This window comes from Streptomyces sp. CBMA29, assembly GCF_014596445.1.
Taxonomy (GTDB): Bacteria; Actinomycetota; Actinomycetes; order Streptomycetales; family Streptomycetaceae; genus Actinacidiphila.
The window spans coordinates 1-16,042 of sequence record NZ_MECL01000175.1 but is presented as its reverse complement, the minus strand read 5'-3'; the positions used below and the strand labels follow the sequence as shown (position 1 = coordinate 16,042).

At 71.7% G+C, this 16,042-nt stretch carries 18 protein-coding genes and 1 tRNA gene; 10 read left to right on the top strand and 9 right to left on the bottom strand.

The features are described from left to right. Positions 1–68: 68 nt before the first annotated feature. Positions 69–1,160 (bottom strand): aminoglycoside phosphotransferase family protein, encoded by a 1,092-nt coding sequence (locus tag BGM09_RS22775; protein WP_188283530.1) that lies wholly within the window; start codon positions 1,158–1,160, stop codon positions 69–71. A gap of 155 nt (positions 1,161–1,315) precedes the next feature. On the opposite strand from BGM09_RS22775, the gene BGM09_RS22770 reads away from it, so the two are divergent. The 6 genes from BGM09_RS22770 (at position 1,316) to BGM09_RS22745 (ending at position 7,362) form a co-directional block, all read left to right on the top strand. Next, positions 1,316–2,308, top strand: a complete 993-nt coding sequence (locus tag BGM09_RS22770) for an ABC transporter ATP-binding protein (protein WP_188283529.1) — start codon at positions 1,316–1,318, stop codon at positions 2,306–2,308. Continuing rightward, positions 2,305–3,120, top strand: coding sequence for an ABC transporter permease (locus tag BGM09_RS22765; protein WP_188283528.1), 816 nt, complete (start codon positions 2,305–2,307; stop codon positions 3,118–3,120). The genes BGM09_RS22770 and BGM09_RS22765 overlap by 4 nt, the downstream gene beginning before the upstream one ends. Positions 3,121–3,240: 120 nt before the next feature. Further along, on the top strand, positions 3,241–4,584 hold the full coding sequence (locus tag BGM09_RS22760) for a sensor histidine kinase (protein ID WP_317452842.1): 1,344 nt from the start codon (positions 3,241–3,243) through the stop codon (positions 4,582–4,584). Beyond that, positions 4,581–5,186, top strand: a complete 606-nt coding sequence (locus tag BGM09_RS22755; RefSeq protein ID WP_188283527.1) for a DNA-binding response regulator — start codon at positions 4,581–4,583, stop codon at positions 5,184–5,186. The genes BGM09_RS22760 and BGM09_RS22755 overlap by 4 nt, the downstream gene beginning before the upstream one ends. A 208-nt stretch (positions 5,187–5,394) precedes the next feature. Further along, positions 5,395–6,480 carry a YihY/virulence factor BrkB family protein gene (locus BGM09_RS22750; RefSeq protein WP_223187449.1) on the top strand — a complete coding sequence of 362 codons (1,086 nt, stop codon included), beginning with the start codon at positions 5,395–5,397 and terminating at the stop codon, positions 6,478–6,480. Between the two features lie 39 nt (positions 6,481–6,519). Continuing rightward, positions 6,520–7,362 carry a DUF1206 domain-containing protein gene (locus tag BGM09_RS22745; RefSeq protein WP_188283526.1) on the top strand — a complete coding sequence of 281 codons (843 nt, stop codon included), beginning with the start codon at positions 6,520–6,522 and terminating at the stop codon, positions 7,360–7,362. Positions 7,363–7,419: 57 nt separating this feature from the next. Here the strand turns inward: BGM09_RS22745 and BGM09_RS22740 are convergent, their stop codons facing one another. Then, a complete protein-coding gene (locus BGM09_RS22740) occupies positions 7,420–7,596 on the bottom strand; it encodes a hypothetical protein (RefSeq protein WP_188283525.1) in 177 nt (58 codons plus the stop codon). A 133-nt stretch (positions 7,597–7,729) separates the two neighbouring features. On the opposite strand from BGM09_RS22740, the gene BGM09_RS22735 reads away from it, so the two are divergent. Further along, positions 7,730–8,170, top strand: a complete 441-nt coding sequence (locus BGM09_RS22735; protein ID WP_188283524.1) for a type II toxin-antitoxin system PemK/MazF family toxin — start codon at positions 7,730–7,732, stop codon at positions 8,168–8,170. Positions 8,171–8,218: 48 nt separating this feature from the next. Here BGM09_RS22735 and BGM09_RS22730 read toward each other — a convergent pair whose 3' ends face one another. The 5 genes from BGM09_RS22730 to BGM09_RS22710 form a co-directional block, all read right to left on the bottom strand. Next, positions 8,219–9,223 carry a YdcF family protein gene (locus tag BGM09_RS22730; protein ID WP_188283523.1) on the bottom strand — a complete coding sequence of 335 codons (1,005 nt, stop codon included), beginning with the start codon at positions 9,221–9,223 and terminating at the stop codon, positions 8,219–8,221. A 67-nt stretch (positions 9,224–9,290) separates the two neighbouring features. After that, a complete protein-coding gene (locus BGM09_RS22725; RefSeq protein WP_188283522.1) occupies positions 9,291–9,956 on the bottom strand; it encodes a response regulator in 666 nt (221 codons plus the stop codon). Continuing rightward, complete coding sequence (locus BGM09_RS22720; RefSeq protein ID WP_188283566.1) at positions 9,953–11,059, bottom strand: histidine kinase; 1,107 nt, start codon at positions 11,057–11,059, stop codon at positions 9,953–9,955. The genes BGM09_RS22725 and BGM09_RS22720 overlap by 4 nt, the downstream gene beginning before the upstream one ends. 107 nt (positions 11,060–11,166) lie before the next feature. After that, on the bottom strand, positions 11,167–11,691 hold the full coding sequence (locus tag BGM09_RS22715; protein ID WP_188283521.1) for a hypothetical protein: 525 nt from the start codon (positions 11,689–11,691) through the stop codon (positions 11,167–11,169). Between the two features lie 158 nt (positions 11,692–11,849). After that, positions 11,850–11,934, bottom strand: a tRNA-Leu gene (locus BGM09_RS22710). A 270-nt stretch (positions 11,935–12,204) separates the two neighbouring features. On the opposite strand from BGM09_RS22710, the gene BGM09_RS22705 reads away from it, so the two are divergent. Together BGM09_RS22705 and BGM09_RS22700 are read left to right on the top strand one after the other, a co-directional pair. After that, complete coding sequence (locus BGM09_RS22705; RefSeq protein WP_188283520.1) at positions 12,205–13,542, top strand: M20/M25/M40 family metallo-hydrolase; 1,338 nt, start codon at positions 12,205–12,207, stop codon at positions 13,540–13,542. A gap of 146 nt (positions 13,543–13,688) precedes the next feature. Beyond that, on the top strand, positions 13,689–13,922 hold the full coding sequence (locus tag BGM09_RS22700; protein ID WP_188283519.1) for a chaplin: 234 nt from the start codon (positions 13,689–13,691) through the stop codon (positions 13,920–13,922). Positions 13,923–14,042: 120 nt separating this feature from the next. Here the strand turns inward: BGM09_RS22700 and BGM09_RS22695 are convergent, their stop codons facing one another. Beyond that, the gene (locus BGM09_RS22695) at positions 14,043–14,231 is read right to left on the bottom strand and encodes a DUF5703 family protein (RefSeq protein WP_188283518.1); all 189 of its coding nucleotides are present in this window, start codon (positions 14,229–14,231) and stop codon (positions 14,043–14,045) included. A gap of 47 nt (positions 14,232–14,278) precedes the next feature. On the opposite strand from BGM09_RS22695, the gene BGM09_RS22690 reads away from it, so the two are divergent. Then, on the top strand, positions 14,279–14,887 hold the full coding sequence (locus tag BGM09_RS22690; RefSeq protein ID WP_188283517.1) for a hypothetical protein: 609 nt from the start codon (positions 14,279–14,281) through the stop codon (positions 14,885–14,887). 149 nt (positions 14,888–15,036) lie between these two features. Here the strand turns inward: BGM09_RS22690 and BGM09_RS22685 are convergent. Next, positions 15,037–16,042: ATP-dependent RecD-like DNA helicase (locus BGM09_RS22685; protein ID WP_188283516.1), on the bottom strand; the 1,006-nt coding region annotated here is incomplete at its 5' end.

The following is a 16,042-nucleotide window of genomic DNA, read 5'->3' as shown; positions in this document are numbered from 1 at the left end:
CCGTGCGCTGCGCCGGGCGCGGCGGGGCGGGCCCATCGGCGTCTCGGCGGAGCGCGAGCCGTCGTTCTCTACGTCCTGCGGGCGGGCGGCGGTTGGAGGGTGGGCCAGCGCGTGAGCATTGCTTCGCGCATCGCGGGAGCCAGGTGGCCGAGGGCCGGCAGACGGCCCTCTTGGGCGGTCATGCGGCCGACGACGCCGAGACGGTGGACCAGACGCTGACGCGCCGTCACCGTGCCCCACTCCCAGTCCTGGTGAGGAATCCGGGCCAGGTGGTCGGTGGCTCCGCGCTCGGCCCGCTGCACCAGCGCGTCACCGCGCAGCAGCCAACCGGCGCAGGCGTCGGTGAGATCGCCCTGGACGTCGGTTCCCGTCGCCCGTCGCCAGGCGTCGCGATACGTGGCCTCCGCCGCTTCCAGCAGCGGGTGAGCGGGGGCGGTGACGCACCAGCAGGTCGGGAAACCGACGCGCAGATAGGCGAGTTCGACGATTCCGTCACCCAACGCGGCCTGTTCGAAGTCGATGAACCTGACGCCGTCGTCGGTGTGCATGTCGTTGCCGGGGCACGGGTCGCCGTGCAGCAGGGCGCGGCCCCGCGCCTGCGACGTACGGTCCACGAGGTCGTCCAACTCGCCCCGCACGGCGGGTGGTACGGCGACGCCGAGGGCCTGGGCGAGCGTGAGGAAGGAGCCGACGTCCGCCTGCGCCGGGCCCGACCAGGCGGCGAGTACGCCCAAGCCGTCGCTGCCGTCGCTGCCGTCGCTGCCGTCGCCGTCGCCGTCGCTGCCGTCGCCGTCGTCCGCAGCGCCGCTGGTCGCCGCGTGGAGCCGGGCCAGCGCCCCGGCGTAGTCGACGATCCACTCCTCGCGCGGCGGCCGGTGCTCCACGTACTCCAGCACCAGCACGCGCTCCCGCGCGTCGGTGCCCAGCAGCGTCGGCACGACCCGCGGATCGACGCGGCCCGCGAGCCGCAGCGCGGCCACCTCGCGGGCGTACCTCTCGTCGGCCTCGGGCGCGTCGACAAGTTGCTTGACGACCACGGGAGTTCCGGCCAGCTCGGCCCGCCACACCCGCGACCGCGGACTGCTCCCCAGCCGGCGGCCCCGCCGGGGCGCCCCCAACTCGTCCCGCAACTTCTCCCCGAGGGGCAGCCGTGACCGCATGGCGGCATCCTCGCACGGGCGGGGACGACGCCCGGAGCGATGTGCGGCGCGGCGGCCCCGCCCGGTTCGTGCGGGCCCCCGCCCATGACATTCGTCATGAACAGTCATGACAGACCACACGGCCACAAGCGCCGACGGGCGGACAGCCTTGAGACATGGACACAGTCATCGAAACCACCGGCTTGCGGCGGAGCTACAGCGGCTTCGAGGCCGTACGCGGCGTCGACATCAGCGTGGGGCGGGGCGAACTGTTCGCCCTGCTGGGGACGAACGGCGCGGGCAAGACCTCGACGCTGGAGATCCTGGAGGGGCAGGCGGCCGCCAGTTCGGGAACGGTACGGGTGCTGGGCGCCGACCCCTACCGCGAGCGGGCCGCGGTGCGGCCCCGGATCGGAGTGATGCTCCAGGAGGGCGGCTTCCCCACCGAGCTGACCGTCGCGGAGACCGTCGGCATGTGGGCGGGCTGCACCAGCGGCGCCCGGCCCGTGGCGGAGGCCCTGGAGCTGACGCGGCTGGAGCAGCGACGCGGGGTCCGGGTCAAGCAGCTCTCCGGCGGTGAACGGCGCCGCCTCGACCTCACGCTCGCGCTGCTGGGACGGCCGGAAGTGCTCTTCCTCGACGAGCCCACCACCGGTCTCGACGCCCAGTCCCGGCACGACACCTGGGAGCTGATCGGAGAGCTGAAGCGGCAGGGCACCACGGTGCTGCTCACCACGCACTACCTCGAAGAGGCGGAGCAGTTGGCGGACCGGCTGGCCATCATGCACGCGGGCCGGATCGCCAGCACCGGACGCGTCGCGGACGTGGTCGCCGAGCGGCCCGCGCGGATCACCTTCGAACTGCCCTGGGGCCGCTTCCCCGCCGACCTGCCGCCGCTGCGGTCGATCGGCGTCACCGCACACGACGTCACCGGGCAGAAGATGCGCCTGGAGACCCGCGACCTCCAGCACACCACCACCGAGCTGCTGTGCTGGGCCCGTGACCAGGGCGTCGAACTGACCGGCCTCGACGTCCGTTCCGCGTCGCTGGAGGAGGCGTTCATGGACATCGCCAAGGACCTCGACCACCGGGACCGCGACCGTACCGACCGCCGAGCTGACCGCTGGGACGAGCACCGAGCCGACGACCTCCAGGAGACGACGCGATGACCTCCGCGACCACGACGACCACCGCGCCCGCGGACAGCGCCCGCCGGTCCCGTAAAAGCACCGAACGCCTGGCCGCGCTCGCCCGCGCCGAACTGATCCTGCTGGTCCGCAGCAAGGCCGCCCTGATGACGGCCCTCGTGCTGCCCGGCGTCATCGCCGTGTCCATGCGCAGCGCCGTGAAGAGCCTGGACCTGGGCGGCACCGGCCTGTCCGTCGCCACCGTGCTGGTGCCGGGCGCCCTGGGCATGGCGCTGTTCTTCGCGGTCTACACCAACATGGTCGGCGTGTACGTCACCCGCCGCGAGGGCCTTGTCCTCAAGCGGCTCCGCTCGGGAGAGGTCCGCGACGCCGAGATCCTGACCGGCGGCGCGCTGCCCGCGGTCCTGATGGCGATCGCGCAGTCCCTGCTGCTCGGCGTCGGACTCGCCGTCCTGCTCGACATGCCCGCCCCGGCAGCGCCCCACCTGCTGATCCTCGGCCTGCTCCTCGGTATCGTGCTGCTGGTCGTGGGCGCCGCGCTCACCGCCGCCTTCACCCAGACGGCTGAGAGCGCCCAACTGACGTTTCTGCCGTTCATGCTGCTGAGCATGGCCGGTTCGGGGATGTTCCTGCCCCGCGACACCCTGCCGGACACGATGGCGCGCATCGGTGCGTTCCTGCCGTTCACCCCGGTCATGGACCTGTTGCGCGGCGGCTGGACGGGGAATGTGGACGGGACGGACCAGCTCCGACTCACTCTCACGGCGCTGGTGTGGATCGGCGTGGCCGTCCTCGGCGTACGCAAGTGGTTCCGTTGGGAACCTCGGCACTGAGCGCCGCGCCGCCGGAAACGTAGGACTCGAAGGACCGAAGGACCGAGGGACCGTAGGACCGAGGGACCGTAGGACTGAAGGACCGTAGGACTCGAAGGACGAAGGGACGAAGGGGCGACGGTGACTGCGGGAACCACAGGGACCACGACGGGACCCAAAGGAACGGCCGGGCTGGCGAGCGTGCAGAGCTGGGTGGAGTGGCTCGGCCACCGGCACGGCACGGACCGCTACCGTCGCTACACCCTGAACTCCCTCACCTGCTTCGCCTTGTTCGAGGGGGGCCTGTGGACGCTGTGGGTCGTCACGAACGACGTGGGCCCGCTCCGGATCGCGGTCGCGGTCCTGGGCGCGGCCCACGTCGTCGTCCAGGTACTGCTCTCCCGCGCCGGACTCCGCGCCTACATCGGCCTGGCGCCCCGCCCCTACCCGCTGGCCGCCCTCTACACCGCCGTCACGGTCGCCGCCGTCGCGGTCGGCTGCGTGTTGCAGGCGAAGGACCGCGTCGAGGGGAAGGACCTCGCGCCCTACCTGCTGTGGCTGATGATGTTCTACGCGGGCCCGCCCATGCTGGCGCTGTCCCTGCGCGCGGGAACGGCCCTGGTCTCGACCGTCACGCTGGGCTCGCTGGCCGCCGCCTTCGCGACCGGACTGCGCGGGGAGTCGCTGGCGGTGGTCGTCGGCGGGAGCCTGTTCCTCGTCCCGTTCATGGCCCTCGCCCTGCGGGCCTCCGGCTGGAGCGTGCTCCTGATCGAGGAGCTGGCCGCGGCCCGCGGGACCCAGGCCCGGCTGGCCGTGGCCGAGGAACGCCTGCGCTTCGGCCGCGACCTGCACGACATCCTTGGACGCAACCTCGCCGTGGTGGCGCTCAAGAGCGAACTGGCCGCCAAGCTCGCGGAACGCGGCAGCCCCGAGGCCGTCGACCTCATGTACGAGGTGCAGCGCATCGCGCAGGACAGCCAGCGCGAGATCCGTTCCGTCGTGCGCGGATACCGCACCGCGGACCTGCACACCGAACTCGCGGGCGCCCGCGCGGTGCTGAAGGCCGCCGGGATTCCCTGCCGTATCAGCGACGGTCCCGCCGCCCGCCTCCCGGACGACATCCAGGCTGCGCTCGGCTGGGTCATCCGCGAGGCCGTCACCAATGTGCTGCGCCACGCGCAGCACGCGACCCGCTGCGAGGTGTCCCTGCGCGACACCGGCGAGGGCGCCGTCACGCTGGTCGTGGAGAACGACGGCAGCGACCACCGGGGCAGGCGCGGCCACCGCGCCGGGAACACCGGAGACCGGAGCGGGCCCGTCACCACGGCGGGAAGCCGTACGGCGGACGGGACCCCGCCCGCCGGAAGCGGTCTCGCCGGACTCGAAGAGCGCCTGACGCAGCTTCAGGGCACACTCACGACCAGCGAACGCTCCGCCGGCGTCTTCCGCCTGACCGTGACCGTCCCGTGGGAGGAAACACCATGATCAGGGTCCTGCTCGCCGACGACGAGCACCTCATCCGCGGAGCGCTCGCCTCGCTGCTCGCCCTGGAGGACGACATCCTCGTCGCCGCCGAGGCGGGCTCCGGCGACGAGGCCCTCGCCATGGCACGGGCCCACCGGCCGGACGTCGCCGTCCTCGATCTCCAGATGCCGCGCGGTGACGGAATCAGCGTCGCGGAACACCTGCGCACCGAACTCCCCGACTGCGCGACGATGATCGTGACCAGCCACGCCGGGGCCGGGGCGCTCAAGCGCGCCCTGAGCGCGGGCGTGCGCGGCTTCGTACCCAAGACCGTCTCCGCGCAAGAGCTCGCCCGCATCATCCGTACCGTGCACGACGGCGGACGCTACGTCGACCAGGAGCTGGCCGCCGACGCCATCACCGCGGGCGACTCCCCGCTGACGCCCCGCGAGGCGGAACTGCTCGCCATGGCCGAGGAGGGGGCGCCCGTCGCCGACATCGCCGCCCGCGCCATGCTCTCGGTCGGCACCGTACGCAACCACCTGTCGTCCGCCGCCACCAAGGTCGGCGCCGAGAACCGCCATGTCGCGGCGCGCCTCGCCCGCGAGCGCGGCTGGCTGTGACCGCACAGCCGACCGGGAACCGCGGGCAGGGGCCTCCACGACCGGGCCCACCGCCTCAAGGACACCGCTGAGGCCGGGGCCGGCCGCGCTGCCGCCTCCTGAGCCGTGGTCTGTACCGGCGCTCACGGGGAAACCGCCGTGACAGGGACCAGGCCGCGTGAGGTGCGGCGGCAGGCCCGACGACGACGAATTGGTGGCGATCGTGGGCATGGTCCGAAGATTCGACGCCTATCAGCGCGAGCACACATGGCTCGGGCTGCCGCTGGCGGTGGTGTACAAATTCGCCGAGGACCAGGGCGGCTACCTCACGGCGCTGATCGCCTACTACGCCTTCCTGTCGGTCTTCCCCCTGCTGCTGCTCCTGGTGTCGGTGCTCGGCTTCCTGCTGCACAACGACGCGCACTTCCAGAAGCAGGTCGTCGACTCGGCCCTGCACCAGTTCCCGGTGATCGGCGACCAGATCGGTGAGAACGTCCAGTCGTTCCACGGCAACACGCTCGCGGTCGCCACCGGTGTGATCGGCGGCCTGTACGGCGCCCTCGGTGTCGCCCAGGCCGCGCAGAACACCCTGCTGAAGATCTGGGCCGTGCCGCGCCACGACCGGCCGAACCCCCTGCGCTCCCGGCTGCGCAGCCTGCTGGTGGTGGGGGTCTTCGGCGTGGGCCTGGCCGCCACCACCGCGCTGACCTCGCTCGCGTCGGACGCGCGCGCGTTCGGCATCCACCCCGTCGTCCTGCTGCGGATCGCCGCGACCGTACTGTCCACGGCCGTCAACACCGGCCTGCTCCTGTTCGCGTACCGCTACTTCACGGTCGGCACCGTACGGCTGCGCTCCTCGGCGGGTACGGCGCTGGCCGCCGCGCTGGCCTGGCAGTTCGTGCAGTGGGCGGGCACGTACTACGTCCGGCACGAGCTGCGCGGGGCGACGGCCACGTACGGGCTGTTCGGCATCGTCCTCGGCCTGATCACCTGGATCTACCTCGGCGCGCTGATCTTCGTCCTCACCGCGGAGGTGGCGGCGGTGCGGGCCCGGCGGCTCTGGCCGCGCAGCCTGCTCACCGCGTTCACCGACAATGTGGTGCTCAGCCGCGCGGACCGCGAAGTGTACACCTCGTACGCCGCCACGGAGGTCTTCAAGGGCTTCCAGCACGTCGACGTCAGGTTCGACCCGCCGACCGTGCCCTCGCCGGCCGGTACGGCGACCAGTCCGGCAACCGGTGCGCCGCCGCCGGCGCCCGGCGTCGCGCTTCCCGCGCAGGACGGTTCGGGGGACGCGAGGGACGTCGTCCCGTAGCGGGTGCCTCAACTCCGCCGATCGGGGAAGTCGGCCTGTGTGAAGACGCAAGCAGCGGTATCGACGGGCCGGCACAATGCCAGACGCGCGGCCGACAGCAAGGCGGTCGCCGTCGCGGGCCGCGCGGGGTTCGCGGCCCGAGGGGTGATCTACGTCCTGGTGGGCGCACTGGCGGTGCGCATCGCCTTCTCCGACGCCGGAGGCCAACAGGCCGACCGCGGCGGCGCGCTCGCCGAGATCGCGCACAAGCCGTTCGGGGACGTCCTGCTGTGGCTGCTGGGGATAGCCCTGGCCGGAATGGCCCTGTGGCGGCTGTCGGAAGCGGCCTTCGGACAGGCGGGACCCGACGGCGACAAGCCGACCAAGCGGGCGATGGCCGCGGGCCGCTGCGTCTTCTACGCCTTCGTCTCGTACTCGGTGCTCGCCTACGCGGCCGGCGAGAAGGGCAGCGGCAGCGGGTCGACCGACAAGAGGACCGACGACGTGACGGCCAAGGTGCTCGACTGGCCGGGCGGCCAGTGGATCGTCGCCATCGCCGGTGTCGCCGTGTTCTGCGCCGGTGTGTGGATCGCGGTCCGTGCCCTCATGCGCAAGTTCCACAAGCACCTGAAGATGGGCCGGATGTCGCGGCGCCAGCGCCAGGCCGTGGACTTCCTCGGCATGTTCGGCGGCACCGCGCGGGGCGCGCTGTTCGCCACGGCCGGCGGATTCGCCGTGGCCGCGGCGGTCAAGCACCAGGCGGGCAAGTCCAAGGGCATGGACGACACGCTGCGCTCGTTCGCCGACACCCCGGTCGGCCCGTGGCTGCTGGTGCTCATCGCGGTCGGCCTGATCGCCTTCGGGCTGTTCTCCTGGGCCAACGCGCGCTGGCGCGAGCTCTGAGCGGCGCCTCGCGGCTCACGTCTGGCTGATCACGACTGGCGGCTCACGCCTCGCGGCTCACAGTTCGCGGATCTCCTCGGGCGGGCGGCCGACGGCGTCCGCCACCTCGTGTTCGTCGCCGCCCCTGGCGAGGACCGCCGCGCTCTCGGCCTTGAGGTCGATCGCCGCCGCCTGGAGGGCGTCCTCGGCCTCGGCGTAGCGATGCGCGGCCAGTTCAAGTTTCGCTGTATCCACAGCGCAAGCATGCCACTACTCACCGCTGTCGCGGCGCACGGCCGGGGCAGGTGTCGGCCGGTCCGGCCGTCCGCAGATGTGTCCGTACATATATCCGTACATCCGTACATCCGTTCACGAAGAGGAGAAGTCGATGAGCACGCCGATGTGGGTCGTCCTGGGCGCCGTGGTCGTCGTCGCGCTGGTGGCCGCCGTGGTGGCGGGCGGGCGCCTGCGGCGCGGCGGAGGAACCCCCGCCCGGCGGACGGGCGGTGCGTCCGCCGGTGGCGCCGCGCCGCGCAGGGGCGAGGTGTGGTGGGCGGACGTGCCGTACGAGGACACGGCCGGCTCGAAGGACCGTCCTTGCCTGGTCGTCTCGGTACGCGGCGGGACCGCGCGGGTCGCCAAGATCACCTCTCAGCACCACGAGGAGCTGCCCGGAGTCGTACCGCTTCCCGCGGGCACCGTCGACGACGCCCGGGGTCGGCAGAGCTACCTGGAGACCACCGAGCTGCGGCGCGTCCCCGTCTCGGCCTTCCGGCGCCGCGCGGGCGCTCTCGACCCGCGGGTCATGAAGCGGCTGAATCTGCGGTGACGTGCCGCCGGGCGAGCGGCCGTCGCGGACGCGGGGCCGGTCCGGCGGTCAGCTCAGCCACCAGATGAAGAAGCCTCCCGCGAAAACTAGGAGGCAGATGGTGAGATTGGTGCGCCAATACGTCATGAGCATCGCGACGAATTCGCGGATGGTCGCACTCGGCCAGAAATACGCGGCGGTCGGCGCCCCCACGACATGTCCTCTGACGCCCAGCCGCCGCGCGGTCACCGCGGCGCGCAGGACATGGTAGTTGTTCGTGACGACGACGCAGCGGTAGTCCGCTTTGTTCCGCTCCATGATGGACTTGCTGAATCGCAGATTCTCCTCGGTGGTCGTCGACCGGTCCTCGCGTTCGATCAGATCCGCCGGAAAACCCTGCGCCACAAGGTAGTCGGCCATCGCGTGCGACTCCGGCAGCTTCTCGTCCGGGCCCTGTCCGCCGGAGGTGAGCAGCACCGGCCGCCTGCCGCGGGACGAGAGCCTGCGGTGCACCGTACGGGCCCGGTCGAGGCGGCTGGCCAGCAGCGGCGGCACCTTGGTACCGCCGATGAGCCCCGAGCCGAGAACGACGACGAAGTCGGCCTTGCGCCGGACGGTCAGCCATCCGTAGAGCGACCCGTAGACGATGAAACAGAGGAAGAGGAAGACGACATAGCCCGCGAGGACGGTGGCCGTCCCCGCGACCACGAGAAGTGCGCGGGTGTGCATCACCGCCGCGGTCACCAACAGCGCTATGAGCGCCAGCAGCGCGAACCCGGCCAGCAGGGACAGCAGGTTGGCGGGGCTTCTGCCCTCTTTGCGTACCATGGCAACGCCGTTGGACATCAGAAACCACGACATGGCGACCACGCCCACCGCCATGAGCGTCAGCAGCGCCACCCCGAGATCATTGCCCAGCGTCGGGTGTTCCCTGCCTATGTCAAAGAGCCACGCACCCAGAGCGAAGACGGGTGAAAGCCCGAGCAGAATCGCATTGCTGAACCGACGCCGCTCCCGCAGCACTCCGACACAGAACCCCAGAAAGAACAACACCGCCGGAAGGTACGCCCACATGCCCACATGTTAGTGGCCCGCCCGGCCCCCCTCGCCGCCCGCCAACCCGCCCGGCCCCCCTCGCGGTTCAGGTCAGGCCCGCTTCGATGGCGCGGCGGACGGCGTCGGCGCGGTCGCGGATCGCGGCCTTGGCGAAGAGGTTGTTGATGTGGGTCTTGACGGTGGCCTCGCTGATGAAGAGCTTCTCGGCGATGCCCCGGTTGGGCAGGCCCTGGCCGATCAGCGCGAGCACCTCGCGTTCGCGGGGTGTGAGATCCTCCGGCAGGGCCTGGCCCACCATCGGGGCCTTGGTCCTGACGGAGGCGAGCAGCCGGTTCTGCACCTCGCGGTCGAGCACGGACTGCCCGGCGGCGGCGGCACGGATCGCCCGGATGATGTCCTGGCGGCCCGCGTTCTTGGTCAGATAGCCGCGGGCGCCCGCGCTCAGCGCGCCGAGGATCGAGTCGTCGTCGGCGAAGGTGGTCAGCACGACCACCGCCACGTCCGGGTGCTCCTCGCCGAGCCGCCGGGTCGCCTCGATCCCGTCCATCACCGGCATGCGCAGGTCCATCAGCACCACGTCCACCGGCCCGGCGGCGACAGCCGCCAGCACCTGGCTCCCGTCCGCGGCGGACGCGACGACGTCGATGTCCTCGGACAGCCCGAGCACCGCGGCGAGCGGTTCCCGTACGGCGGCCTGGTCGTCGGCGACGACCACCCTCAGCCGCTGCGGCTTCCCGGTCGGTTCGCTCATACCGGAATCACTGCTTCCACCTTCCAGCCGCCCTGGTCGGGGCCGGCTGTGACCGGGCCCGCCGTCACCGTTCCGCCCAGCAGGGCGACGCGTTCGCGCATTCCGATCAGCCCCATGCCGCTGCCGACCACCGCGTTCACCTCGCGGGCGGCGGGGCCGTTGCGCACCGCCAGCGTGATCGACGCGGCGGCGTACGTCAGCTCCACGCCGACATCGCCGCCGGGAGCGTGCCGGGCGGCGTTGGTCAGCGCCTCCTGGGCGATACGCAGGAGATTCTGGACCACCCGGGCCGGGACCTCGCGGGCGGTCCCGGTGACGGTGAGGACATCGCGGTGCCCCGACGACTCCAGCATCGCCGTCAGGCTCTCCAGCAGCGGCAGCGAGTCCTCGCGCAGCGCGTGTACGGTCCACTGCGCCTGTTTCAGGCTCTCCCTCACCAGACCGTGGGCCTTGTCGTTGGCCTCCCTGACCTTCTCCAGGTCCCCGGTGTCGAGCAGCGCGTCGGCCAGTTCCAACTGCATGTTGATCCCGGCCAGCGAGTGCGCCAGCACATCGTGCACGTCCCTGGCGATCCGGCTGCGCTCGGTCAGCGCGGCCGTCCGCGCCTCGGCCCGCGCGGCGCGTTCCGCCGACTCGGCCGCCGCGATCACCGCCCGTACGGCCTGGCGCTGGCTGCGGTTGAGTATGCCCACCAGCACCGGAGTGCCGCTGGCCAGGCCGAGCACCCAGGGCAGCTCGTCGTGCCCGGGACCGAGACGGAAGTACAGCACCCCGCCGCAGAGCAGACTGCAGATCCCGGCGAGGACGAGAGCCGGTCTGGTCTCCAGCCGGTATCCGATGTGGCCGGAGAGGAAGAAGGCGAAGAGATAGCCCGTTCCGCTGCGGCTGACGCCGATCAGGGCGACCGCCGCGGCGATGCCGACCGTCAGCCAGAGAAGAACGAGGCCCTGGGGAATCCTGTCCTCGGGCAGCCGCCGGGCCAGCAGCACCAAGGAGTTGATGACGAGCAGGACGGCGACGAGCAGACCCCGGCCGCTGAGGCCCAGGGGGCGGATCGTCAGGATTCCGGCGGCGATGACCGCGAGGGTCATCGCCCACTGCATCCACGGGTCCTGTCCCGGCACCTGCCGCGCCCCCGCCTCCTGGGCCAGGGTCCTGCCAGGAGGCGGGGGGCTGTCTGTCGCGGGCACGGGGAGAACATAACGCACGGTCAGGCGCGGTGGGTGAGGGCGGGTGCGGTGTGGGGTGTGGGCTGGATGCGGCTGCGGAGGAAGATGGTGGCGAGGCGTGTCACGACTTCGGTGAGGGCCATGAGGACGAAGGCCGCGACCCATGCCTGATCGCTGGTGATGTGGTGGGCGATGCTGAAGCGGGCGACCTGGTGGGCGCCGCCGGCGTGTTCGGTCCACAACTGGAAGCCCATCCGTGCGCCCATGCCGACCACCCACAAGATCGCGGAGACGGCGCCGGCCTTGATGAGGATGTGCTCGCCGGCGGTCCGGATGCGGGTGTAGACGCCGCCGGCGATGCCGAGTGCGGCGCCGACGCCCATCAGTGTTCCGATGAGCACCAGGTCGTTGCCCGCGGTGGGAATGGTGTCCAGATACGAGTGGGCGACGAACGCCACGATGCCCAGCGGGATCAGGAAGGTCTTGAGGTCGAGCCGGCCTTCCCGCAGTTGCCGGAAGACGACGAGGAGGAGAGCGATGTCGGTGATCCACTCGGTCGATGTCATGCCCCAAGACTGCTGCGACCAGCCACGAAACACCTGGACCCACGGGTGGAACCACGGGTGGAGACGACTCCCGCCCCGCCCTCCACCCCCTACGGGGCCGCCGCGCACCGGACACCGAAAAGGGCCGCCCGAAGGCGGCCCTGTAAGGAGAGAATATGTGTCCGAGGGGGGACTTGAACCCCCACGCCCGATAAAGGGCACTAGCACCTCAAGCTAGCGCGTCTGCCATTCCGCCACCCGGACCGGGTGTGTCACCTCGGCCTATGGGCCGTGGCGACGAGGTAAACCATAGCAAAGATCCGGTCACGTCCATCACGGGCGCGGAGCGGGCCGAGGGGGCCGATACCGAGGCTGCGCGCGGGGTCCGGGATGCGGTCCGGGATGGGGGCCCAGGGGCGGGGCCCGGAGGGGAGCCTTGGGCGGGGTGGGGGTGTCGGGGGAGGATGGGGGAGGCATCGGCCGCGGTCGCCCGGGTGGTGGACGGACGCGGCAGGCAACGAGCGAGGAGACAGCGTGAGCGAGTCGGGGCCGGGCAGGGCGGAGAACGGGACGGTCACGGGCGAGGACGAGGTCGTCGACCTGTGCAGTGAGCTGATCCGGATCGACACCAGCAACTACGGCGACCACTCGGGGCCGGGGGAGCGGGCGGCGGCGGAGTACGTCGCGGAGAAGCTCGCCGAGGTCGGCCTCGAACCGCGGATCTTCGAGTCGCACCAGGGCCGGGCGTCCACGGTGGCGCGGATCGAGGGCGAGGACCGGTCACGGCCCGCGCTGCTGATCCACGGGCACACCGACGTGGTCCCGGCCAACGCGGACGACTGGACGCACCACCCGTTCTCCGGCGAGATCGCCGACGGCTGCGTGTGGGGCCGGGGCGCGGTCGACATGAAGGACATGGACGCGATGACGCTGGCGGTCGTACGCGACCGGCTGCGCGGCGGGCGCAAGCCGCCGCGCGACATCGTGCTCGCCTTCGTCGCGGACGAGGAGGCGGGCGGTGTGTACGGCGCCCGGCACCTGGTGGACAAGCACCCCGACCTCTTCGAGGGCGTGACGGAGGCGATCGGCGAGGTCGGCGGCTTCTCCTTCACCGTCAACGAGAACCTGCGGCTGTACCTGATCGAGACCGCCCAGAAGGGCATGCACTGGATGCGGCTCACGGTGGACGGCACCGCGGGGCACGGCTCGATGACCAACAACGACAACGCGATCACCGAGCTGTGCGAGGCCGTCGGGCGGCTCGGCAGGCACAAGTTCCCGGTCCGCGTCACCAAGTCCGTACGCGGCTTCCTGGACGAGCTGTCGGACGCCTTCGGGGTGGAGCTGGACCCGGAGGACATGGAGACCACGCTCGCCAAGCTCGGCGGCGTGGCCAAGATGATCGGCACGACGCTGCGGAACACCGCGGCCCCGACGATGCTCGGCGCCGGCTACAAGGTGAACGTGATCCCCGGGCAGGCCACCGCCCACGTCGACGGCCGCTTCCTGCCGGGCTACGAGGAGGAGTTCCTGGCCGACCTCGACCGGATCCTCGGCCCGCGCGTCAAGCGCGAGTCGGTGCACTCCGACAAGGCGCTGGAGACGGACTTCGACGGCTCCCTGGTGGACGCCATGCAGCTCGCCCTCAAGGCGGAGGACCCGATCGCGCGCGCCGTGCCGTACATGCTCTCCGGCGGCACCGACGCGAAGTCCTTCGACGACCTGGGCATCCGCTGCTTCGGCTTCGCGCCGCTCCAGCTCCCGCCGGAGCTGGACTTCGCCGGGATGTTCCACGGCGTTGACGAGCGGGTGCCGGTGGACGGCCTGCGGTTCGGGGTCCGGGTGCTCGATCGTTTCATCGAGAACTGCTGACGCTTCGGCCGCCCGTACGAGTACGGGCGGCCCGGATCGCTGGGACGAGTGAATGATCCAGTGCTTTCGTAGCTCTATTCCTCCGGCTTCGTTACGACGTGTGTGGTCCGCGGCTGGGACCGCACTTGTCAATCAGGAGGAAGAAAATGATCAAGAAGGTCGTAGCCACTGCGGCGGTCGCCGGCGGTCTCGTGCTCGCGGGTGCGGGCCTGGCGGTCGCCGACTCCGGCGCCCAGGGCGCCGCTGTGCAGTCGCCGGGCGTGCTGTCCGGCAACCTGATCCAGATCCCCGTGCACGTGCCCGTGAACCTCTGCGGCAACACGGTTTCCGTGATCGGTCTGCTCAACCCGGCCTTCGGCAACTACTGCGTCAACAAGTAGTCCGAAGGCGTTCGGAACCCCAGTGGTCCGAACCGCCGGAACCGGCCCCGGAGGCGCGTATGCCGCGCTCCGGGGCCGGGCCGTGTTTCCGGCGGACCGCGCGTCTGACCGTCGCGCGTCTCACCACGTGGCCCGCACCTGGCGGATGATCCGGCGGCGCAACCGCACCCTGCGGCTGCCGTCGGGGTAGAGGCGCACCCGGTCCAGTTCCCAGTGCCCGTACTCGGCCTCGTCCGTGAGCAGTCGTGTCGCGTCCTTGCGGGAGACCCCGCGTGCGACGTACATCTCTCTGAATTCGTATTCCGGCATCGCATCTATTGTGCGGGCAACGCCCCGGTGCGGATAGCGTCTGCCTCATGTCTGATGACGTGCAGCCCACCGTTGCCGAGGTCCGAGCCGCTGTCGAGGCGGTCAAGGCCGCGCTGGACCGCCACCTCGAGGCGATCGAGAACCGTACGGGCGAAGACGATCCCGCCGTCTACGCGGCGTTCGAGTCGCTGGCTTCGGCCGCCGAGTCGTATGACGAGTTGCTGTACGACACCTATGACGAGGTGACTCCCTTCGAGGTGCCCGCGGGCGACTCGCTGCCGGAGTACACCGGTCCCGAGGACCCGGAGGCCATCAGTGTGCTGATCCGCCGCGACTACACGATCGTTGAGCCCGATCGGCTGTTCGCGCAGGCCAGAAGGGCCGATGACGGCGACGGCGCGGCGGACGCCACGGTGAACGCGGCGGTCGGGGTGATCTTCGGCGAGTACGAGCCGGACGAGATCGCCCAGCGCCACAAGGAGTTCGGCCTGGAGGAGGGCGACTCCACGGTATGGGTGTCGGCCGTGCCGGAGGCCGCGGAACCGGGGGAGTGGCTGGACGCGCCCTTCGAGCAGGCCGACCCGCAGCTCGTCATCTGCCGCTTCGACGTGAGCGCCGTCTTCGACGACGAGCTGAGCGTGCTCGACCCGGACTGACCGGACTGACCGGGTCACCCGGGAGCCAGGAGGGGGCGGACAGCGGGCGCTGTCCGCCCCCAGGCGCGTCCGGAGCCGGTGGACGGCGGATGGTCCCGTACAGGCCGGGTGGGCCGCGGATGAGCCGTACGGGGCCCGCGCCGCACCCGTCAGTCGGCGGCCAGCTCCCGCAGTACGGTCACCAGCCGGGTCGTGCGCGGCGCGGCCTGGGGACCGGCCACGGCCTGGGCCAGGCCCTGATCCGCGCCCTGGACGACCGACAGGTGCCGCTCGCCGCGCGCGAACGCCGTGTAGACCCAGGACCGGGTGAGCAGCGGCCCCGCGTCGCCCGGTACGACCACCACGACCGCCGGCCAGCGCATCCCGGCCGCCTGGTGCCCGGTGATCGCCCAGGCGTGCCGTACGGTCGTCGCCACGTCCGCGCGCGGCACCAGCACCGGTCCGTCCTCGCACTCCAGCCGCAGTCCGTCGGGCTCCGCGCCGACGACCGTGCCGGGCAGCGTACGGCCGGGGACCGGCACGTGGACGACGCGGTCGCCGGGGTCGAAACCGGCGAAGCGGCCGGGGCCGGGATTCAGCCGTTCTTTGAGCGCCGCGTTGAGCACGCGGGTGCCGACCGCGCCGCCGTGGCCGGGGGTGATCACCTGGGTCCGCTCCGCCGGTACGCCGATGGCGCGGGGTACGGAGTCGGCGACGAGCTGCACCGTACGGTGAACGGCCTCGCGCGGGTCGCGCACGGGTACGACGACGACCTCCTTGTCCGGAGCCTCGACCGGGGCCAGTTCGCCGATGCCGATCAGCGAGACCAGCTCCCCGATCGGGCCGGGGTCCGGGGTGCGGGAGGCCACCCGCGGGCAGGACTTGGCGGCCAGCATGTCGGCGAAGGCCATACCGGGTCCCGCCGACCACATCGCGTGCTCGTCGCCGCTGAACACCAGCCGGGCGCCGTCCGGCACCGCCTCCACCAGCGAGGCGGCCTCCTCGATGCCCAACTGCTGGGCGTCGAGCACCGCGAGCAGGTCGAGGGCGAGGGCGCCGTCGCCGGACCTGCCGGGGCCCTGCGTACCGGCCAGCAGCGCCTCGACCGTCACGGCCGCGTCCTCGCCGAGCGCGTCGGCCAGCCGCCGCCTGCCGTTCGCCGTGTACGCGGCGGCG

Coding starts and splice junctions, on each gene's coding strand:
- BGM09_RS22775 (WP_188283530.1), bottom strand. CDS start 1,160: ATGCGGTCACGGCTGCCCCTCGGGGAGAAGTTGCGGGACGAGTTGGGG.
- BGM09_RS22770 (WP_188283529.1), top strand. CDS start 1,316: ATGGACACAGTCATCGAAACCACCGGCTTGCGGCGGAGCTACAGCGGC.
- BGM09_RS22765 (WP_188283528.1), top strand. CDS start 2,305: ATGACCTCCGCGACCACGACGACCACCGCGCCCGCGGACAGCGCCCGC.
- BGM09_RS22755 (WP_188283527.1), top strand. CDS start 4,581: ATGATCAGGGTCCTGCTCGCCGACGACGAGCACCTCATCCGCGGAGCG.
- BGM09_RS22750 (WP_223187449.1), top strand. CDS start 5,395: ATGGTCCGAAGATTCGACGCCTATCAGCGCGAGCACACATGGCTCGGG.
- BGM09_RS22735 (WP_188283524.1), top strand. CDS start 7,730: ATGAGCACGCCGATGTGGGTCGTCCTGGGCGCCGTGGTCGTCGTCGCG.
- BGM09_RS22730 (WP_188283523.1), bottom strand. CDS start 9,223: ATGTGGGCGTACCTTCCGGCGGTGTTGTTCTTTCTGGGGTTCTGTGTC.
- BGM09_RS22725 (WP_188283522.1), bottom strand. CDS start 9,956: ATGAGCGAACCGACCGGGAAGCCGCAGCGGCTGAGGGTGGTCGTCGCC.
- BGM09_RS22720 (WP_188283566.1), bottom strand. CDS start 11,059: ATGCAGTGGGCGATGACCCTCGCGGTCATCGCCGCCGGAATCCTGACG.
- BGM09_RS22715 (WP_188283521.1), bottom strand. CDS start 11,691: ATGACATCGACCGAGTGGATCACCGACATCGCTCTCCTCCTCGTCGTC.
- BGM09_RS22700 (WP_188283519.1), top strand. CDS start 13,689: ATGATCAAGAAGGTCGTAGCCACTGCGGCGGTCGCCGGCGGTCTCGTG.
- BGM09_RS22695 (WP_188283518.1), bottom strand. CDS start 14,231: ATGCCGGAATACGAATTCAGAGAGATGTACGTCGCACGCGGGGTCTCC.
- BGM09_RS22690 (WP_188283517.1), top strand. CDS start 14,279: ATGTCTGATGACGTGCAGCCCACCGTTGCCGAGGTCCGAGCCGCTGTC.